This is a genomic window from Stenotrophomonas sp. Nf1 (genome assembly GCF_003028475.1).
Taxonomy (GTDB): Bacteria; Pseudomonadota; Gammaproteobacteria; order Xanthomonadales; family Xanthomonadaceae; genus Stenotrophomonas.
The window spans coordinates 540,979-557,087 of record NZ_PYTV01000002.1 but is presented as its reverse complement, the minus strand read 5'-3'; the positions used below and the strand labels follow the sequence as shown (position 1 = coordinate 557,087).

Sequence of the window (16,109 nt, the reverse complement as noted above, 5' to 3'; positions counted from 1 at the left end):
AATGATTCTGCACAAGATGCGTATTCCGCTGCTGTCCGCCCTGGTTGTACTGCTTCTGCTGCCGGTACTGGCCGCCTGCAAAGGGCAGCCTGCGTCCACACCGGTGGGAGTGCGGGGCTACAACCACACCGACCATTCCATTGCGCAGTTCCAGGTGAATGGTGGAAGCGGAGGGTCGGCTCGACGTCACTCGGCAGGCGGCACGGTCTGCTGCGCCGTCGTTCCTGACCGATGGACTCCAGATCTGAAGGTGGAGATCGAGTGGACTACGGACCTTGAGACCTACCAGAAGGCGACGGTATCCATCCCCAGGTACAACGAGGTTGGCAGTCTCGCGGTTCACTTCCTGCGCAATGGTCAGGTCAAGGTATTCGTGACCAATCTGATACTGGGGCACCCGGACTATCCGTTGACGGGACCGGAGGCGCCGCTGCGTGAGGGTGAGAATCCCGTGTGGGAGCACCTTCGGCGGCCGCCGGGGGCTGATCAATGATTGTGCACAAGAGGCGTATTCCGCTGCTGTCCGCCCTGGTTGCACTGCTTCTGCTGCCGGTACTGGCCGCCTGCAAGGGCCAGCCTGCGTCTACACCGGTGGGAGTGCGGGGCTACAACCACACCGACAACCACGTTGCGCAGTTCCTTGTGAACGGAGGGAGTGGTGGATCGGCGTGGCCCCACTCTGAAGGTGGAACTGTCTGCTGCGCAGTGCTGCCGGATCGATGGACTCCAGATCTGAAGGTGGAGATCGAATGGACAACCGACCTGGAAACCTTCCAGAAGGCGATGGTATCCATCCCCAGGTACAACGAGGTTGGCAGTCTCGCGGTTCACTTCCTGCGCAATGGTCAGGTCAAGGTATTCGTGACCAATCTGATACTGGGGCACCCGGACTATCCGTTGACGGGACCGGAGGCGCCGCTGCGTGAGGGTGAGAATCCCGTGTGGGAGCACCTTCGGCGGCCGCCCACCAGTTGAGTGGCGGTCGGGTGGGATCGACGGGGACAAGGAACCGGGCAGGGATGGATATCGGAACCAGGAGGCAAGGACATGAATGAACGCACGGCGACTGGCGCGCAGCCCATGCCCGCCAATGGACAGCGCGCATTGAGCGGCGCTGAGGCACAACGACGGGCGAAGGCGATGGCATGCCTGCGCGAGAAGGGGTCGCAGTGCCAGGGCCAGGTGCATGTGAGCATCTACTTCGATGGCACCGGCAACAACCGTGAGTGGGCAGGTACCTTCGTGACCGGCAAGACACGCGCCACCCGCACCCAGCTTGCGCGCAACGGCCACAGCAATGTGGCACGCCTGTACGACGCCAGCCTGGCCGAGCCGGAGAACGGCTTCTTCAGCGTCTATGTGCCTGGCGTGGGAACGCCATTTTCCGAGGTGGGCGATACCAACCAGGATGGCGACACGCTGGGCGGCGGTGCCGCGCGCTATGGCGCCGATCGCATCCATTGGGCGATCCTGCAGGTCATCAATTCGGTGCATCAGTACCTCAAATCCAGTGATCTGATCACGCCGGCTGAAGCCAAGATCCTGGTCGGTTCGATGAGCGAAACGCGCCTGCTGGAAGGGATGACGCGCCGCGCCATGCTGACCGGAATCGCGCAACGCCTGGAGCAGGTGGTGAAAAGCCACCAGCGTCGCGTCACCTCCGTTCACGTGTCGGTGTTCGGCTTCTCGCGCGGTGCCGCGCAGGCGCGGGCGTTCGTGCATCGGTTGTATGAAACCGCCGAGGCCTGGGGCAGCGGCTGTGGCTACAACATCGCCGGTGTTCCGCTCTACCTCAATTTCATGGGCATCTTCGACACCGTGGCTTCGGTGGGTGTTGCTGCCATGAGCCGGGTGTCAAAGGGCAAATGGGACTGGGCCGCCGGTGACATGATGAGCATTCACCCCGAGGCACGGCAATGCGTGCATTTCGCTGCCCTGCATGAGCAGCGCATCAACTTCCCGCTGGATCTGGCTACCAGCGGGCGAGAAGTGCTTTACCCCGGCATGCATTCCGATGTCGGTGGTGGCTACTCGCCCGGCGGCCAGGGCAAGGACTTCGTGTCCGGCGCAGCGAACGGCAAGGCCAAACTGTCACAGATTCCGCTGATCGACATGCATCACGAAGCCATCAAGGCGGGCGTCATGATGGAGACGATCACCGAGCTCAACCAGGACCCGGCCTATGCCACGCATTTCGGCTGCCATCCGCAGTTGATCCGGGACTACAACGCCTGGCTGACCGGCCATGGGGTGCCCGCAGGCGCGCACATCCAGCAGATCACCGGTCATTGCCGGCAGTACGTGGCCTGGAAGGGCAAGCGCCTGCCCAACGGCCCACAGAGCCTGCTGCAGCAGCCGTTCTTCAAGCAGTCCGATGCAGAGGACCAGGTGGATCTGGCCAACGCGCAGCGCGACTTCGCCAATCTGGTCACCGAGCTGGCGCAGGGCAAGAGCGACATGGCGGCCTACCGCGGTCAGCTCAATGAAAGCCAGAAGCGCATCGACGCCGGGCGCAAGGCCGGGCGTCCGGTGTTCGAGCCGACGCCGCGAGCGTCCGCCGCGGCCTACACCTACGCCGGCATTCCCGCCGAGACCAGTACGCTGCTGGACCTCGTGCTCAACGCGACGCCGGTGCCGGATGTCAGCACCACGCTGTTCGACAATTACATGCACGATTCGCTGGCCGGCTTCTACATGATGAAGTGGACGGAGCTGAACATCCCGCGCCTCAACACCTATGGCTATCTGCGCTATCGCGAAGTGTTCAGTGTGGCCGGCAAGCGGGCCCAGGAATGCCGCGATCCGGCGACCCTGCCACCGGCGAATGTTCCGTCCATCGACGGCGCGTTCCAGCAACTTGGAACGGCAATGGGAGGCTGAGCATGCGCAGTTGCGCGGTCACGCGCGTCACCCCGGGGAGACGGGCCGTGTGCCCGCTGCTGCTGGCCTGCCTGCTGCCATTGGCAGCGTGCAGGCAGGCACCGGCGCAGACGGTCGAACAGGCCGACGCCGCACGCTCCGCGCAGGCCGCCATCGAGGCGCAGATGGCCGCCGACGCGCATGCCGCGCAGGCAGCGCCGCCGTTGCCGGGCGATCCGGACCGCACCGAAACCCTCTTTGATGGATTGCTCACCTGCCAGCCCAAGGGCTGGTATCTGAGTGCAGAGTCCGGGCGGCCGGCCAATCCCTATCTGGCCCGCCACGCGCCGCAGCCCTGTGAGCGCGATGAGGCCTTCGGGATCGCCTACTTCTGCGTCAATGCCGATTTCCACGGTCTGCCGGTCTACAGGGTGGTGACCCACCTCGGCACCGCGCCCACACCCATCGGTCTGCTGATCGATCTGCCCGTGGAGCAGGCGCGCAGGCGTGCACGGAAGGCGCTGGGCACCGGGTTCCCGCGCAATGCACGGAGCGCGCGCGGTGAGCGGCCGCAGCTGAGCCCGCAGGGTGACAATCCACAGAAGTCGCAGTTGTTGTGCACGCCGGACTGGGCGTAGGCCGAGATCGGTGCGGCCTTGCCCTGGCCTGGCTACCGCCGGGGGATGGCATGGCAACGGCGTCATCTTCATGGCATCCTCACGAAACTGATTGGCCAGGTGCCATCGACGGATGAACGACATGCAGAACTGGATCGGACGCTCGGCCGGCGGGCTCGCGCTGGCACTGTGCCTGGCGGCGCCGCTGGCACAGGCGGGCGAGCCGGTCTTCGGTGGCTGGCGCAACCTGGACTCCCGCGACGGCGCCGAGCCGGCGTTGCGTGACATCCCGTTCGCGGTGCTGCCGGCCGCCGTGGCCAGCGATGCGCGCTTCGCGATCTACGACCGCGAGAGCAAGCGGCTGGTGTGCTGCCTGCAGGTGGCCAGCGCCGAACTGGACGACACCGCGCTGCGCAAGGTCTATCAGCTGCCCGAGCAGTGGGTGACCGACCTGCGCAATGGCCGCAGTGCGGCGCGGCCCTGGCCGACGCGGGTCTACGAGATGCGCCGTATCGGCGAGCTGGTCGACTATGGTTTCAGTGATGCGCCCGAGGCCTACAGCGACCTGGGCGGGCTGCTGCTGCCCGCCGACGCGCGTCTGCTGCCCGATGGCAGCGTGAAGGCGGGTGCAACCTATCGCCTGCAGTTCCGCAGCACGCCGCTGGGCGATGACAGCAGCGCGCTGGACCGCTTCACCCTGCAACCGGCGCAGGGTGCCGGCAAGCCGGTGGTGGTCGAAGTCTCCTACGGAACCTATTGATCCAGCGCGTCATTCGGGTGTGACGGCGTGCGCGTGCACCGCCGTAGTCCATCTGCTACCGTCGCCCTACAGGGGAAGGACCTGCCCGCCGCCGCCGCGCGGGCAGCAACGGTGGGGACGCCATGGAAGCGATTCGCAACCTCATGGTGCAGGCAGCCGGCCTTGATGCCGACAGCCGCCTGTATCGGTTGGAGCTACCCGGCCTGCCAGCGGTCGTTGTCGATCACTGGCATGGCCATGACGCCCTCTCGCAGGGGCGGCATCTGACGATTGATGTACTGGCACTGGACGCTTCGCTGCCGCTGGCCGACTGGCTGGGGCAGCCCGCGTGCCTGCATGTGCGGTTGGCCGACGGCCAGCCGTGGCCGCGCCACGGCGTCATTGCCGATGCGCACTGCACCGGCAGTGATGGAGGCCTGGCACGCTACCGGATCACCCTGCGCGACTGGACCTGGTGGATGGACCAGGCACGGCGCAGCCGTGTGTTCCAGGAGCAGAGCGTGCGCGAAATCGTCGACGCCGTGCTGCAGGGGCATGCGCCGTTGGCGCACTGGCGCTGGACCGACGAGGTCGATGCGTTCCTGGCTGCGTCGCGGCCTCGCAGCTTCTGCGTGCAGTACCGCGAATCGGACCTGGCCTTCGTGCAGCGCCTGCTGGCCGAGGAAGGGCTGGGCTGGTGCGTGCAGGAAGCGGAGGATGCCGCTGCGGGGCATGGCATGCTGCTGTTCGCTGATTCGACGGTGCTGCCTGAATCGCAGGAGTCAAGCAGTGGCGGCGGGATCCGCTTCCACCGCGCCGATGCCAGCGAACGCAGCGACGGCGTGCAGCGGCTTGGGCAACACCGACGACTGCACAGTACGCGGGTGCAGCTGCACAGCAGCGATTACCGCAGCGTCCGCTCGCTGGCGGGGCAGCTGCCGTTGCAGGGCGACAGCCAGGCGCCGCGCGAGGACTACGATGCCATCGGCGCACATGCCTTCGCCGATGCCGCCGAGCTGCAGCACCATGCCCACCGGGTGGTCGAGGCCATGGAGGCGCAGGCGCTGCAATGGCAGGGCCGTGGCAGCGTGCGCAGCGCCGATGCCGGCCAGGTGTGGGTGCTGACCGGCCTGCCGGGCGAGCGGCCGGCGGAGCTGATGCTGGTGAGCGTGGAGCATGCCGGTGTCAACAATCTGCCGGTTGATCTGCGCCAGGCATTGACGGCACCCGAAGCCGTCAGCGCAGAGCGCGACACGCTCGCAGCCCAGGCGCGTGCACACGGTTACAGCCAGGCATTCACCGCCCTTGCGCGTGACCGCCACTGGCGGCCGGTACTGCGCGATGGCACCGGTGCGCGGCGCAATCCACGCCCGCTGGCCCCCGGGTACCAGACGGCGATCGTGGTGGCCGGGCAGGGCAGTGCCAGCGACGAAGTGCATGCCGACGCGCTGGGACGGGTGCGTGTGCGGTTTCATTTCCAGGACGGCGCGGAGGGCGCCGACAGCGCCTGGTTGCGGGTGGCGCAGCGCTATGCCGGGCCCGGGGTCGGCAGCCAGTTCCTGCCGCGGATCGGTCAGGAAGTGCTGGTCGGATTCCTCGAAGGAGACATCGATCGGCCACTGGTGCTGGGCGCGCTCTACAACGGGCGTGGCGAGGCCGGGGTGGCGCCGACGCCGGCAGGCGCCAGTGCCGAAGCCGATACCACGCCGTTTGCCCAGGCCCGCGATGGTGCGGGCAGTGCGCAGGCCAATCTCGGTGGTGGCCAGGCACCGGCCTGGCATGCGGCCGCTGGCGGCGAGCAGGCGCACCGCCATCCTGGTGCGCTGTGGGGCGTGCAGTCGCGCGAGTGGCAGGGACAGGGCTGGAACCGGCTGCTGTTCGACGACAGCGACCAGCAGCTGCGCACCCAGCTGGCCAGCAGCCAGCAGCACTCGGCACTGAGCCTGGGTCACCTGCGGCATCAGGCCGACAATCATCGCGGCAGCCTGCGTGGCAGCGGCTTTGAACTGCGCAGCGATGCGTGGGGCAGCGTGCGCGGGCAGCGTGGGTTGTGGCTGGATGCCTACGCCCATCGCGACCCGCAACCGGCCGGGTCTGCGGCACAGCCGGCGGCACTGCTTCAGCAGGTGGCGACGCTGGTGCAACAGCAGGCAAACGCGGCGCGCACCCACCTGACCGTACAACCGGCCTCGCATCTGGGCGTGCAGTCGCCGCAGCGCTCCAGGCTCGACAGTACGCGTGCGCCGGTGCCGGTGCTGCTGGCCAGTGTGCGCAGCACGGTGCCGGGGGCGGATCTGCAGGAGGCCGCTGGCGCCGCCGCGCAGCGCAGCGGCGATGCAGGCGACGGTCGCGTGCCGCATACCGGCGACGCGCTGATGGGCCTGGCCGCGCCGGAGGGCGTGGTGATGGTGGCGGGCCAGGGTCTGCATTGGGCCCAGGGTGAAACCCTGGTGCTGGGCAGCGGCCAGCACAGTGATGCGACGGTGATGGGACAGGCGCGCTGGCACGGGCGGCAGGCGATCGGTGTGCTGGCGGCCGCCATGACCGGTGCCGATACCCGTACGCCGGCGCTGACCCTTGCCAGCGCCACGCAGCAGCTGGACATCCTGGCGCAGCAGGACCGGGTGGCGGTGCAGGCCCAGCAGTCGCTGCATGCGGCCAGTGCACAGGCCGCTGTCGAACTTGGCGCCGGGCGCACGCTGCAGATCTCCACCGCGGGCGGCGCCAGCGTCACCCTCAGTGCAGGCAACATCGTCTTCAATGCGCCGGGGCGCATCACCGTGCACGCCGGGCGCAAGTCGTTCCTTCCCGGCGGCGGCGGTCGCTACCCGCTGCCGGTGTTCCCGCAGTCGGTGTGCAAGGAGTGCCTGCTGCTGGCGGCGCAGCGAGCCTCACCGCTGACCCCGAAGGGAGGCTGAGCATGCGCAGGGACTGGCATTTTCCTCCACTTGCGCTGCCGCCACTGGACGCGGACGCGCAGCGTTTCGTGCTGCTCGATGGCGCGCAGTGCGATCAGCCGTTGCAGCTGCTGCGTGCGCTGCCGTGGGCACCGATACGATTGTTTGACGGCCTGCTGGCCGACGGCACCGATGATGCCAGCGTGTTCCTGGCGCGGCTGCCGGCAGACATCGACATCGACCGCTTCCTGCAGCGGGCAGCGGCGCAGGCGCGTTCGCCGGGCCTGCTCAGCGTGATCGAAACCACATTGACCGGTGAGGCGCTGCAGCAGCGCCTGCAACGGCGCCTGGATGCCTGCTACCCCAATGGCAAGGAGTTCCTGGCACGCTTCTTCGATGCGCGTGTACTGCCCTGGTGGGTGCAGGTGCTGGATGAGGCGCAGTGCCGTGCCTTCCTGGCCCTGGGCGAATGCTGGTGGTATCTACGCCATGACCTGCAATGGGCGCGGCTGGAACTGGCCGATGTCGTGCCGGATCCGCATGACCCGCCGTGGGTGCTGGAGGCGCTGCAGCGGCGTGCGCTGATCGACGCCAGCTACCCCTATACCCTGATCGACCATTTCCAGCTGACCGACCCCGAGCTGTTGGCGCGCCTGCCACGCGCGCGCTGGTACACCTTCTTCCGGCGCGTGGTGGCGACGGCCGCGGCGGCCGGCATTGACGACAGCCGCCGTGTGGTGATGGTGGCGACCTGGGCGCTGCTGGCCGGCATCGATCTCGGCGAGGATCCGGCCTGGCAGCTGCGCCTGCAGGATTTCGCCAGTGGCCGGCGCAGTGCGGCCGATATCGGCGATGAAGTCTGGCCTCTCGAAGAAAGCTGGGATTGAACGGAGCGAGATCGCGATGATGAGCAACAAGTATCTGTGGTGGAGCGCGCTGGCGGTGATCGCGCTGCTGTTGGTGGGTGTCGGCTGCAGCCGGGCGATGGCGCGCGGCAAGACGCCGATCATGTCGTTGTTCGCGTTCAACTACAGCCCGTATTACCTGGCCGATGTGCGCGTCGATGGGCAGTTTCTGGGCGGCTTGGACGGCTACACCAATGGCGGCTCCGGGATGGGGCCGCGTGCGCCGCGCGGCAAGGGGCCGGACAGCGTTCGGGTGCGTTGGATCGAGGCCAACCGCTACGATTTGGCCACCAACCGCTACCTGAGCGAAGGGCACCGCGTGCCGCGCGAGGCGGTGGTGCCGCTGAAGACGCCGTATCCGCCCAACCCGGCGACCTTGCTGCTGCATTTCTACGCCGACGGCCATGTCGAGGCGGAGCTGCTGGACAAGGGCGTGAACAAATGGGATGTGCGACGCATGCCGGTGCCGAAGGAGCACAAGGACCATGACCAGTACTGATCCGACCGCGATTCCGGGGCAGGTGGATCTCGAACCCGGTACCCCCGATCCGATCGCGCAGGCAGAGGGCACGGCGCGCACGGCGCGGCTGGCGCGCGGAACGCGTCCGTTGAGTGATGCCGAGCGTCGCCGCCGCCAGGAGGCGATGTGCGGCACGGTGCCCGACAAGGAAACGGCCACCACTGGCTGCACCCAGAGTCTGCATCTGAGCGTGTTCTTCGACGGCACGGGAAACAATCGCGAAGAGGAGCTGGCCAAGGATGTGGGGGAGCGGGCGCTTTCCAACATCGCCCGGCTCTACGACGCGCATGTAAAGGATCGTCGCAACAGCAAACGCCAGTATCTGGCCGGCGTCGGCACGCCCTGCCCGGAAGTCGGCGACAGCGGCGGCCTGCTCGGGCTGTCGATCGGCAAGGGCGGTGGCGAGCGCATCGACTTCGCGCTGCAGGCGCTGGACGAGCTGATCGATACCCAGCCCGAGCCGATGCGTATCCTGGTGGTCAGCGTGTCGGTGCTGGGCTTTTCGCGCGGGGCGGCATCGGCACGCGCGTTCGCCCGCGACCTGGCCGCGCGCTGCCGGCGCCAGGCCGATGGCACCTGGCTGTACCGCGAGCGCATTCCGCTGCGGATCGGTTTCATGGGCGTGTTCGATACGGTGTGCTCGGTGTGGCCGAACCTGGCCGCCGCCGCGGTGAACTACCGCAATGGGCATACCGGATGGGCCGAAGGCATGGTGGTTCCGGAAATCGTGGAGCAGTCGGTGCACATGACCGCCGCCCATGAGCTGCGTGGCCAGTTCCCGCTGGATTCAACGCGGGAGCACGCGCTCTACCCCGCCAACACGGTGGAAATCTGGTTCCCGGGCGTGCACTCGGATGTGGGCGGCGGCTATGACCCGCAACACCAGGGGCGCCAGAACAGCATCGCGCGCTTTGCCCTCAACGAGATGTACGACATGGCGCAGGCCGGTGGCGTGCTGCTCAACCCGATCAGCCTTCTGGAAGATCACGTCAAGGCCGAGTTCGACAAGCAGGATCCGGAGCTGCAGGCGGTGTTCAACGCCTATCTGCAGGCGGTGCGGGTCAAGCGCGGGCGCATGGAGGACGTGCAGGCCTCGCACATGGAGCTGCTGTACCGATGGCTGCGGGTACGCGTGGCGCGCGGTGACAAGCTGCCATCGATGCAGCGGCTGGCGGCGCGCGAGGACGCGCTGCGCGAGCAGGTGCGGACCCTGCGCCGTCGCCAGTCGCAGCTGCCTTCGCCGTGGGGCAATGACAACCTGCATCTGGCCGGCCAGGGCAATGCGGACAAGACGGCCGAATGGAACCGGGTATCCGACGAACTGAAGGCGCGGGACGATGAGCTGTCGGCGGTGCGCAAGCAGCGCCGCGGCCTGGAGAAGGAAAACGACACGATGCTGGGCAAGATCGTCAGCCTGCGCCGCCGCCGCGAGCGGGGCGCGACGCTGACGATGGCCGAGCGGGTGACCCTGGAGTCGTGGGACAACACCACGCTGTTGCCGCCGGAGGTGGAGGCCTTCTTCGACGGCTACGGCCACGACTCGGTGGCGCACTGGTTCATCGGCAACCTGAGCCAGTGGCGGGTGCTGTACTTCGGTGCCACCAAGTACACGCCGGGCAAGGTGGAGGAGAAGGCCGAAGCCACCGAGGCGGTGCCTGGCTGAGAGGGCGGGCTACACTACGCGCCGCGGCCGTGGGCCGAGCCATCGATGTGAGTGCCGTGCCCCGTCTGCCGTTGCTGTTGTCCTTGTCCCTGCCGGTGCTGGCCGGCTGTGCCAGTGCGCCCCCGCCGCCGGCCCATTCCGACGCGCTGTGGCGACTGATCGAACGGGACTGCCGGGGCGCCGAGGGCCCGCGCGGTGACTGCCTGCGGGTGGAGAGCGCGGCCGACCGTCGTGACGTGCTGGTCAAGGACGCGCATGGCGACTACCAGTTCCTGCTGATGCCGCTGGACAAGGTCAGCGGGATCGAGAACCGCCGCCTGTACCAGCGCGGCGCGCCGAACTACTTCGCCGCGGCCTGGCAGGCGCGCAGCCATACCGAACAGGCGCTGGGGCGGCCGCTGCCGCGTGCGGTGGCCAGCCTGGCGCTGAACTCGCCGCATGGCCGTTCGCAGCACCAGCTGCACATCCATGTCGACTGCCTGCGCGCCGACGTGCTGCAGGCTCTGGATGCGCAGGCCGGCACCCTGGGCCAGAGCTGGGCGCCCTTGGCCACGCCGTTGCGCGGCCACCGCTACCAGGCCCGGCTGCTGCCGGGCGATGCGCTGACCGCCAACCCGCTGAATCTGCTGGCCTACGATCTCAGCGGGGTAGCCGATGTTGGCCAATGGAGTCTGGTCGTGGCTGGACGTGATGACGTACAGGGCGGGCCGGGCTTCATCCTGCTGGCCACGCGGGTGGACGCCGCCAGCGGCAATGACGCCAGTGGCGAGGAACTGCAGGACCACGCCTGCGCCGCCGTAACCGGCGCAGGGCAGGCGCTGGAGCGGGTGCGCTAACGGATCGCCTGCTGGCGATTGCGCCATCCGGGCGCGGTCAATGCCAGCAGCTGGCGATCCTGCCAGCCTGCGGCGTCCAGGTGCTGATCGCGCAGCACGCCTTCGCATTCGAAGCCGGTGGCACGCAGGGCGTCGGCGAACGGCGAGGTGCATGACGGCGGCAGCAGCACGTAGATGCGATGCAGGCCGACGTTCTCGAACAGGAACGTGCACAGAGCCTGCAGTGCCGCCTGCGGATAGGCGTGCCGATGCTGCAGTGACTGGATTTCCGCGCAACGCGCATACGCGGACTGCAGGCGCACGTGCACCTGGTCCAGCAGGGTGCCGTGCACGTCGTCGAACACACCCAGCTGCAGCTGATCGTGGTCGTACTCCAGGCTTGAGCGGTGCATGCCCGCCAGGAAGCGGGCTTCTTCATCGACGCCAGGCACATGCGCGTGGCCACGCCGCCGGCTGTCATCGAAGATGCGCCAGCGGGGCAGGTCGGTGCGCAGGAAGGAACGCAGGGTCACCGGTGCGGCCTGCAGGTGCAGCAGGTGGCGGCGCCGGACCGGGTGCAGGGGCGGGAGGCAGGAAGGTTGGGCACTGTTGTTCATGCCCCGCACGATGCGAGGACGCCCGCCACGGCACCATTCAATTCGTTGCAAAAGCCGCTTGGCAGGGTCGTCAGGTCTGATTCGGTTCAGGCATAAGCCCATCAGGGCTGATCATTTCCACTGAAACTGCCCATTCAGGACACTTTCGTTACGGGATCGTTATGCGCCGCACCGGTGGCTGTCCTCCCGTACCACCCCATCGTCCCCAGGAAGCCCATGTCCGCCTCTCCCAAGGCGCTGCGCCCGCGTCCGCTGGTGCTCGCGCTGTCGTCCCTGATGCTGGTCTCGCTGCCGGCCCTCGCGCAGGAAAGCGCACCCACCTCATTGCAGGAAGTAAAGGTCACCGGCTCGCGTATTCCGCGCGCCAGCGTCGAAGGACCGTCGCCGGTAACGGTGATCAGCCGCGAGCAGATTGACGCGCAGGGCTACCGCAATGCCTTCGATGCGCTCAGTGCGTTGACCGAGAACACCGGCAACGTGCAGGGCGAGGACTTCGGCAATACCTTCACGCCGGCCGCCAACACCATCAACCTTCGCGGCCTGGGGCCCAACCGCACACTGGTGCTGGTCAACGGTCGCCGCCAGTCCGACTACCCGCTGGCCTACGAAGGCTCGGTGAACGTGGTCAACCTGGCCAACATTCCCAGCGCGCTGATCGAGCGCATCGAGGTGCTGGCCGCCGGTGCGTCGGCGGTGTACGGCTCCGACGCCATCGCCGGCGTGGTCAACATCATCCTCAAGGACCGCTTCGACGGTGTGGAGATCAACGCGCGTGCCGGCGGTACCCAGCGCGGCGGCGGCGACAACCAGCGCGTGCAGGTGGTTGGCGGCGGTTCCGGCGAGCGCTGGGAAGGCGTGTTCGGCTTCGAGTTCGATGTGCGCAAGGCGATCCATGCGCATCAGCGCGACTTCATGGACTCGCTCGACGATGACCCCACCGGCAAAGCGCCGCAGGCCACTGCGATCGCCTATCGCCGCAATGCCGCCACCGGGCGCAACATCGATCCGGGCGTGAACGGGTGCGACGCTGCCTCGGCCATCTATGGCGGCAGCGTGTTCCGTGCCAACAACCCACGCCAGGGCGCGTACTGCGGCAGCAATGAAGCGGCCGCCAGCTATTGGACCGTGCAGACCCAGAAGCGCAATCTCAATGGCTACGGCCTGCTGACCTTCCACCTGGATGAGCGCACCGATCTGTTCGCCGATCTGGCCGTGGGCAGTGCGCAGATCTACAACAATACGCGCGCGCCCACCTGGACCTCGGCACGCAATTACTTCTACAACCAGACCACCGGCAACCTGGAAAGCTGGTACCGCCGTTTCGCACCGGAGGAGATCGGCGGTCTGCCGCGCAATGCCAATCGCTTCCTGGAAAATTCGTGGTCGTTCAACGTCGGCGCACGTGGCCAGTTCGGCGACAGTGGCTGGGACTACGAGGCGGTCTACAGCCGCTCGCGCTACGAGAACCGTACCCGTCGCCCGGTGCTGCTGGCCGGCATCAACGAGTACCTGCTCGGCCCCAGGCTGGGCGTGCGCAACGGCGTGGAGGTCTATGCGCCGGATCCGGCGCGCCTGTTCCAACCCTTGACCCCGGACGAATACCAAGGCTTGTCCGGTTATCAGGAGAGCCGCAATGCGGCGTGGCTGCAGACCTTCAGTGCCAGCATCAACGGCCGCCTGTTCGCGCTGCCCGGTGGTGACGCCGCGCTGGCGGCGGTGGTCGAGGCCGGCAGCCAGGGCTACCGCAACCGCCCGGACCCGCGCCTGGGCACCGGCGAGTTCTGGAACACCAGCGCCGGCATCGGCGCCGGTGGTGAGCGCGATCGCTACGCGGCGGGCGTTGAACTGCAACTGCCGTTGCTGCAGTCGCTGACCACCACCGTGGCCGGTCGCTATGACCAGTACCGGGCAGGCGGCGAACACATCGGCAAGGCGACCTGGAGCGTCGGCGTCGAGTTCCGCCCGGTGGAAAGCCTGCTGATCCGCGGTTCGGCCGCCACCAGTTTCCGTGCGCCGGACATGAACTACGTGTTCGCCACCGAGACCCGCGGCTACAACCCGGGCATGACCGACTACTGGCGCTGCCGTACCGCCGGCCAGTCGTATGACAACTGCGACTACAACGGCCTGTCGATCGACTACAGCAACCGCGCCAATCCGCAGTTGCAGCCGGAGACCGCCAAGTCCTATGGGTTCGGCGTGGTCTGGTCGCCGTTGGCCGGGCTGGATTTCAGTGCTGACTACTACGACATCCGCATCGACAACGAGGTGACCAGCCTCGATACCAGCCGCATCCTGCGTGACGAGGCCGATTGCCGGCTGGGCCGCACGCTGGGCGGCGAGACGCGTGACCTCGGTTCGCCGCTGTGCCAGGACGCGCTGTCACGGGTGATCCGCAATCCGTCCAACGCGACGGTGCAGCCGGACCAGGTGACCCGCGTGCTGATCAACCCGATCAACGCGGCATCCGAATCGGTGCGCGGCCTGGACCTGAAGGGCAACTGGCGCTTCGACGCAGGTCGCTATGGGCGCTTCACCACGCGTCTGGCCTATACGGTGGTGCTGGACCACACCTACAGGCAGTTTGCCGATGACCCCGAGCGTGACATCCGCAACTCGCTCGACAACTGGCAGTGGCGCAGCAAAGCCAATGGCAGCATCACCTGGAGCCAGGGTGACTGGACCACCACCCTGTACGGCAATCGCTTCGGCTCGTTGCCCAAGAGTGATGGCAGTGGCCGCATCGCGCCGTACATGACCTACAACGCCAGCGTGTTCCGCCAGTTTGGCGAGAACCTGTCGCTGGGCGTGATCGTCAACAACCTGCGCGACAGCCGCCCGCCGGCGGACAGGAATGGCGGTGGTTGGCCGTTCTATCCGGTCGGCAATTACGACCCGTACGGCCGCCAGTACTGGGTGCAGCTGGACTACCGGTTCCGCTGATCCGGTGGCAAGCGAAAGGCCCGGCATTGCCGGGCTTTTCTTTGTGCGTTGCACCGGCCTGGCGAAAACGAGCGTGGCATGCTGTTGCGCTACACGGAGGAGCAGGCGCATGGATGTCAGGGTGTGGAGTGTGATGGCAGTGGTGGTCCTGGCCGGCTGCAGCGGCAGCCAGGCGGGCAGCGTGGACGAGGCGACGGAGGTGGTCGATGCGGCGGCGGTGCGATCCCGGTCCGTCGCAGCCAGCGATGCTGGATCGCCGCGCGCGGCATCGGCAACGGCAACGGCGGGCGCGACGGCTGCCCACGGGCCCGCGAACGTGGAGGGTCACTTCCTCGAGGGTGAGCGCCTGCTGATGGCCGATGGCGGGGTGTCTGCGCAGAAGAGCGAGGCGGTGTTGGTTTCGGACAAGGCGTTTGCACAGGCAATCGGCCAGTTCGAGCGCGATGCGTCCAGCCGCCCGGAAGTGCAGGACCTGACGGGTCTCTACAAGGACGCTGCGACCCGCCTCATCGGCAGGGACGGCACGCTGGTGTCCTTTGCCTGCGGCTACAGCCTGTGCGTCGGCGAGATCCGCAGCCGTACCGGGGAGGATTTCAGCGCCTGGTCCGAGGCGTTCGGCCTGGACAAGGCGAGCCCGGTCTACAGCCTGACCACGGCGCCGATGACGTGGGGCAGGGACCAGCACGGCGGGCGTTTCGTGTTTTCGGTGGACCCGGCCGCCAACGCAATCACGGGTCAGTAGCGGCGCGTTACGGCAGCGCCTGCACCAGATACGACTCGATGACGTAACTGAAGGGCTGCTGCTGGCGGTCGCGCAACAGGGCGCGCACTTCCAGGATGACGCCGTGGTCGCCCTCACCGCGCGGTGGCCAGAAGGTCTGGTCGGTGAGGGTCTGGCGCTGGAAGCCCAGCGGGCCGACCACGCGGCCGAACGGTTCGTCGGTGCTGTCCAGCACCTGGTTCATGGCCGGGCTGAGGTGACCGGGCAGGTACCAGTTGTCGGCCTCGGACAGCACGCGGCTGCCGCACACCAGCTGCACGCGGCGGTAGCGCAAGGGCATATCCGGCTGCGTTGCGCCCAGTGCCTGCAGGACATCGGCCGGGGCCGGCTTGTCCTGGCCATGCACCCGCACCGCGCGCACGCGTGCCTGCTCGGCCAGGCCGTGTTCGGCGCACCAGTGCTCCAGAGTGGCCGTTGCACTCTGCCCGGACAGCACGCGTTGGTGCAGCCGCTCGACCAGCGCGGCCGGCGCGATGCGCTGTTGGCCCGGCGGCGCCTGCAGCGGTGCCGTGGCCGCAGCATCGGTGGCGGACAGGCTGGCGATCGGGGCAGCAGCGAGCAGCGACGCGGCCTGCCAGCGGCGGAGACGATCGTGGCGGTCGGACGGGCCCATGCGGCATCACAGCGGAAACAGGCGCCTATGGTACCCGTTCAGCGGTGTCCGGGGCGTAGCTGCGATCGGCGGCGGCGGAAGCATTCAGTGTTCCTTCGAATGCGTGGCATCCATATATTTCGTTGGCCGATGGCCGCCGT

The 16,109-nt window shown here is 67.6% G+C and carries 14 protein-coding genes; 12 read left to right on the top strand and 2 right to left on the bottom strand.

The window, feature by feature from the left end:
• Position 1 precedes the first annotated feature (1 nt).
• The 10 genes from C9412_RS06350 (at position 2) to C9412_RS06305 (ending at position 11,036) form a co-directional block, all read left to right on the top strand.
• A complete protein-coding gene (locus C9412_RS06350) occupies positions 2-493 on the top strand; it encodes a DUF3304 domain-containing protein (protein WP_258190038.1) in 492 nt (163 codons plus the stop codon).
• Entirely contained in the window at positions 490-975 is a 486-nt protein-coding gene (locus C9412_RS06345) for a DUF3304 domain-containing protein (RefSeq protein WP_258190037.1), read from the top strand. Before C9412_RS06350 ends, C9412_RS06345 begins: the two co-directional genes overlap by 4 nt.
• A gap of 72 nt (positions 976-1,047) precedes the next feature.
• A complete protein-coding gene (locus C9412_RS06340) occupies positions 1,048-2,880 on the top strand; it encodes a DUF2235 domain-containing protein (RefSeq protein WP_258190036.1) in 1,833 nt (610 codons plus the stop codon).
• A gap of 2 nt (positions 2,881-2,882) precedes the next feature.
• Positions 2,883-3,497, top strand: a complete 615-nt coding sequence (locus tag C9412_RS06335) for a hypothetical protein (RefSeq protein WP_146161736.1) — start codon at positions 2,883-2,885, stop codon at positions 3,495-3,497.
• Positions 3,498-3,618: 121 nt separating this feature from the next.
• A complete protein-coding gene (locus C9412_RS06330; protein ID WP_107230892.1) occupies positions 3,619-4,236 on the top strand; it encodes a decarboxylase in 618 nt (205 codons plus the stop codon).
• A gap of 122 nt (positions 4,237-4,358) precedes the next feature.
• Positions 4,359-7,133, top strand: coding sequence for a type VI secretion system Vgr family protein (locus C9412_RS06325; protein WP_107230846.1), 2,775 nt, complete (start codon positions 4,359-4,361; stop codon positions 7,131-7,133).
• 2 nt (positions 7,134-7,135) lie between these two features.
• Entirely contained in the window at positions 7,136-7,999 is an 864-nt protein-coding gene (locus C9412_RS06320; protein ID WP_107230845.1) for a DUF4123 domain-containing protein, read from the top strand.
• Positions 7,935-8,516, top strand: coding sequence for a DUF3304 domain-containing protein (locus C9412_RS06315; RefSeq protein WP_146160177.1), 582 nt, complete (start codon positions 7,935-7,937; stop codon positions 8,514-8,516). Before C9412_RS06320 ends, C9412_RS06315 begins: the two co-directional genes overlap by 65 nt.
• Positions 8,503-10,200, top strand: coding sequence for a DUF2235 domain-containing protein (locus C9412_RS06310; protein WP_181358747.1), 1,698 nt, complete (start codon positions 8,503-8,505; stop codon positions 10,198-10,200). The genes C9412_RS06315 and C9412_RS06310 overlap by 14 nt, the downstream gene beginning before the upstream one ends.
• A gap of 56 nt (positions 10,201-10,256) precedes the next feature.
• Complete coding sequence (locus C9412_RS06305; RefSeq protein ID WP_107230891.1) at positions 10,257-11,036, top strand: CDP-diacylglycerol diphosphatase; 780 nt, start codon at positions 10,257-10,259, stop codon at positions 11,034-11,036.
• Here C9412_RS06305 and C9412_RS06300 read toward each other — a convergent pair.
• Positions 11,033-11,632 carry a GNAT family protein gene (locus tag C9412_RS06300; protein ID WP_107230842.1) on the bottom strand — a complete coding sequence of 200 codons (600 nt, stop codon included), beginning with the start codon at positions 11,630-11,632 and terminating at the stop codon, positions 11,033-11,035. The genes C9412_RS06305 and C9412_RS06300 overlap by 4 nt on opposite strands.
• 216 nt (positions 11,633-11,848) lie before the next feature.
• Between C9412_RS06300 and C9412_RS06295 the strand changes: the two genes are divergently transcribed.
• Positions 11,849-14,575: a TonB-dependent receptor gene (locus C9412_RS06295; RefSeq protein WP_107230841.1), complete on the top strand. Its 2,727-nt coding sequence runs from the start codon at positions 11,849-11,851 to the stop codon at positions 14,573-14,575.
• A gap of 109 nt (positions 14,576-14,684) precedes the next feature.
• Positions 14,685-15,317 (top strand): hypothetical protein, encoded by a 633-nt coding sequence (locus C9412_RS06290; protein ID WP_107230840.1) that lies wholly within the window; start codon positions 14,685-14,687, stop codon positions 15,315-15,317.
• Positions 15,318-15,324: 7 nt separating this feature from the next.
• Here the strand turns inward: C9412_RS06290 and C9412_RS06285 are convergent, their stop codons facing one another.
• Complete coding sequence (locus C9412_RS06285; protein ID WP_107230839.1) at positions 15,325-15,969, bottom strand: hypothetical protein; 645 nt, start codon at positions 15,967-15,969, stop codon at positions 15,325-15,327.
• Positions 15,970-16,109: the final 140 nt, after the last annotated feature.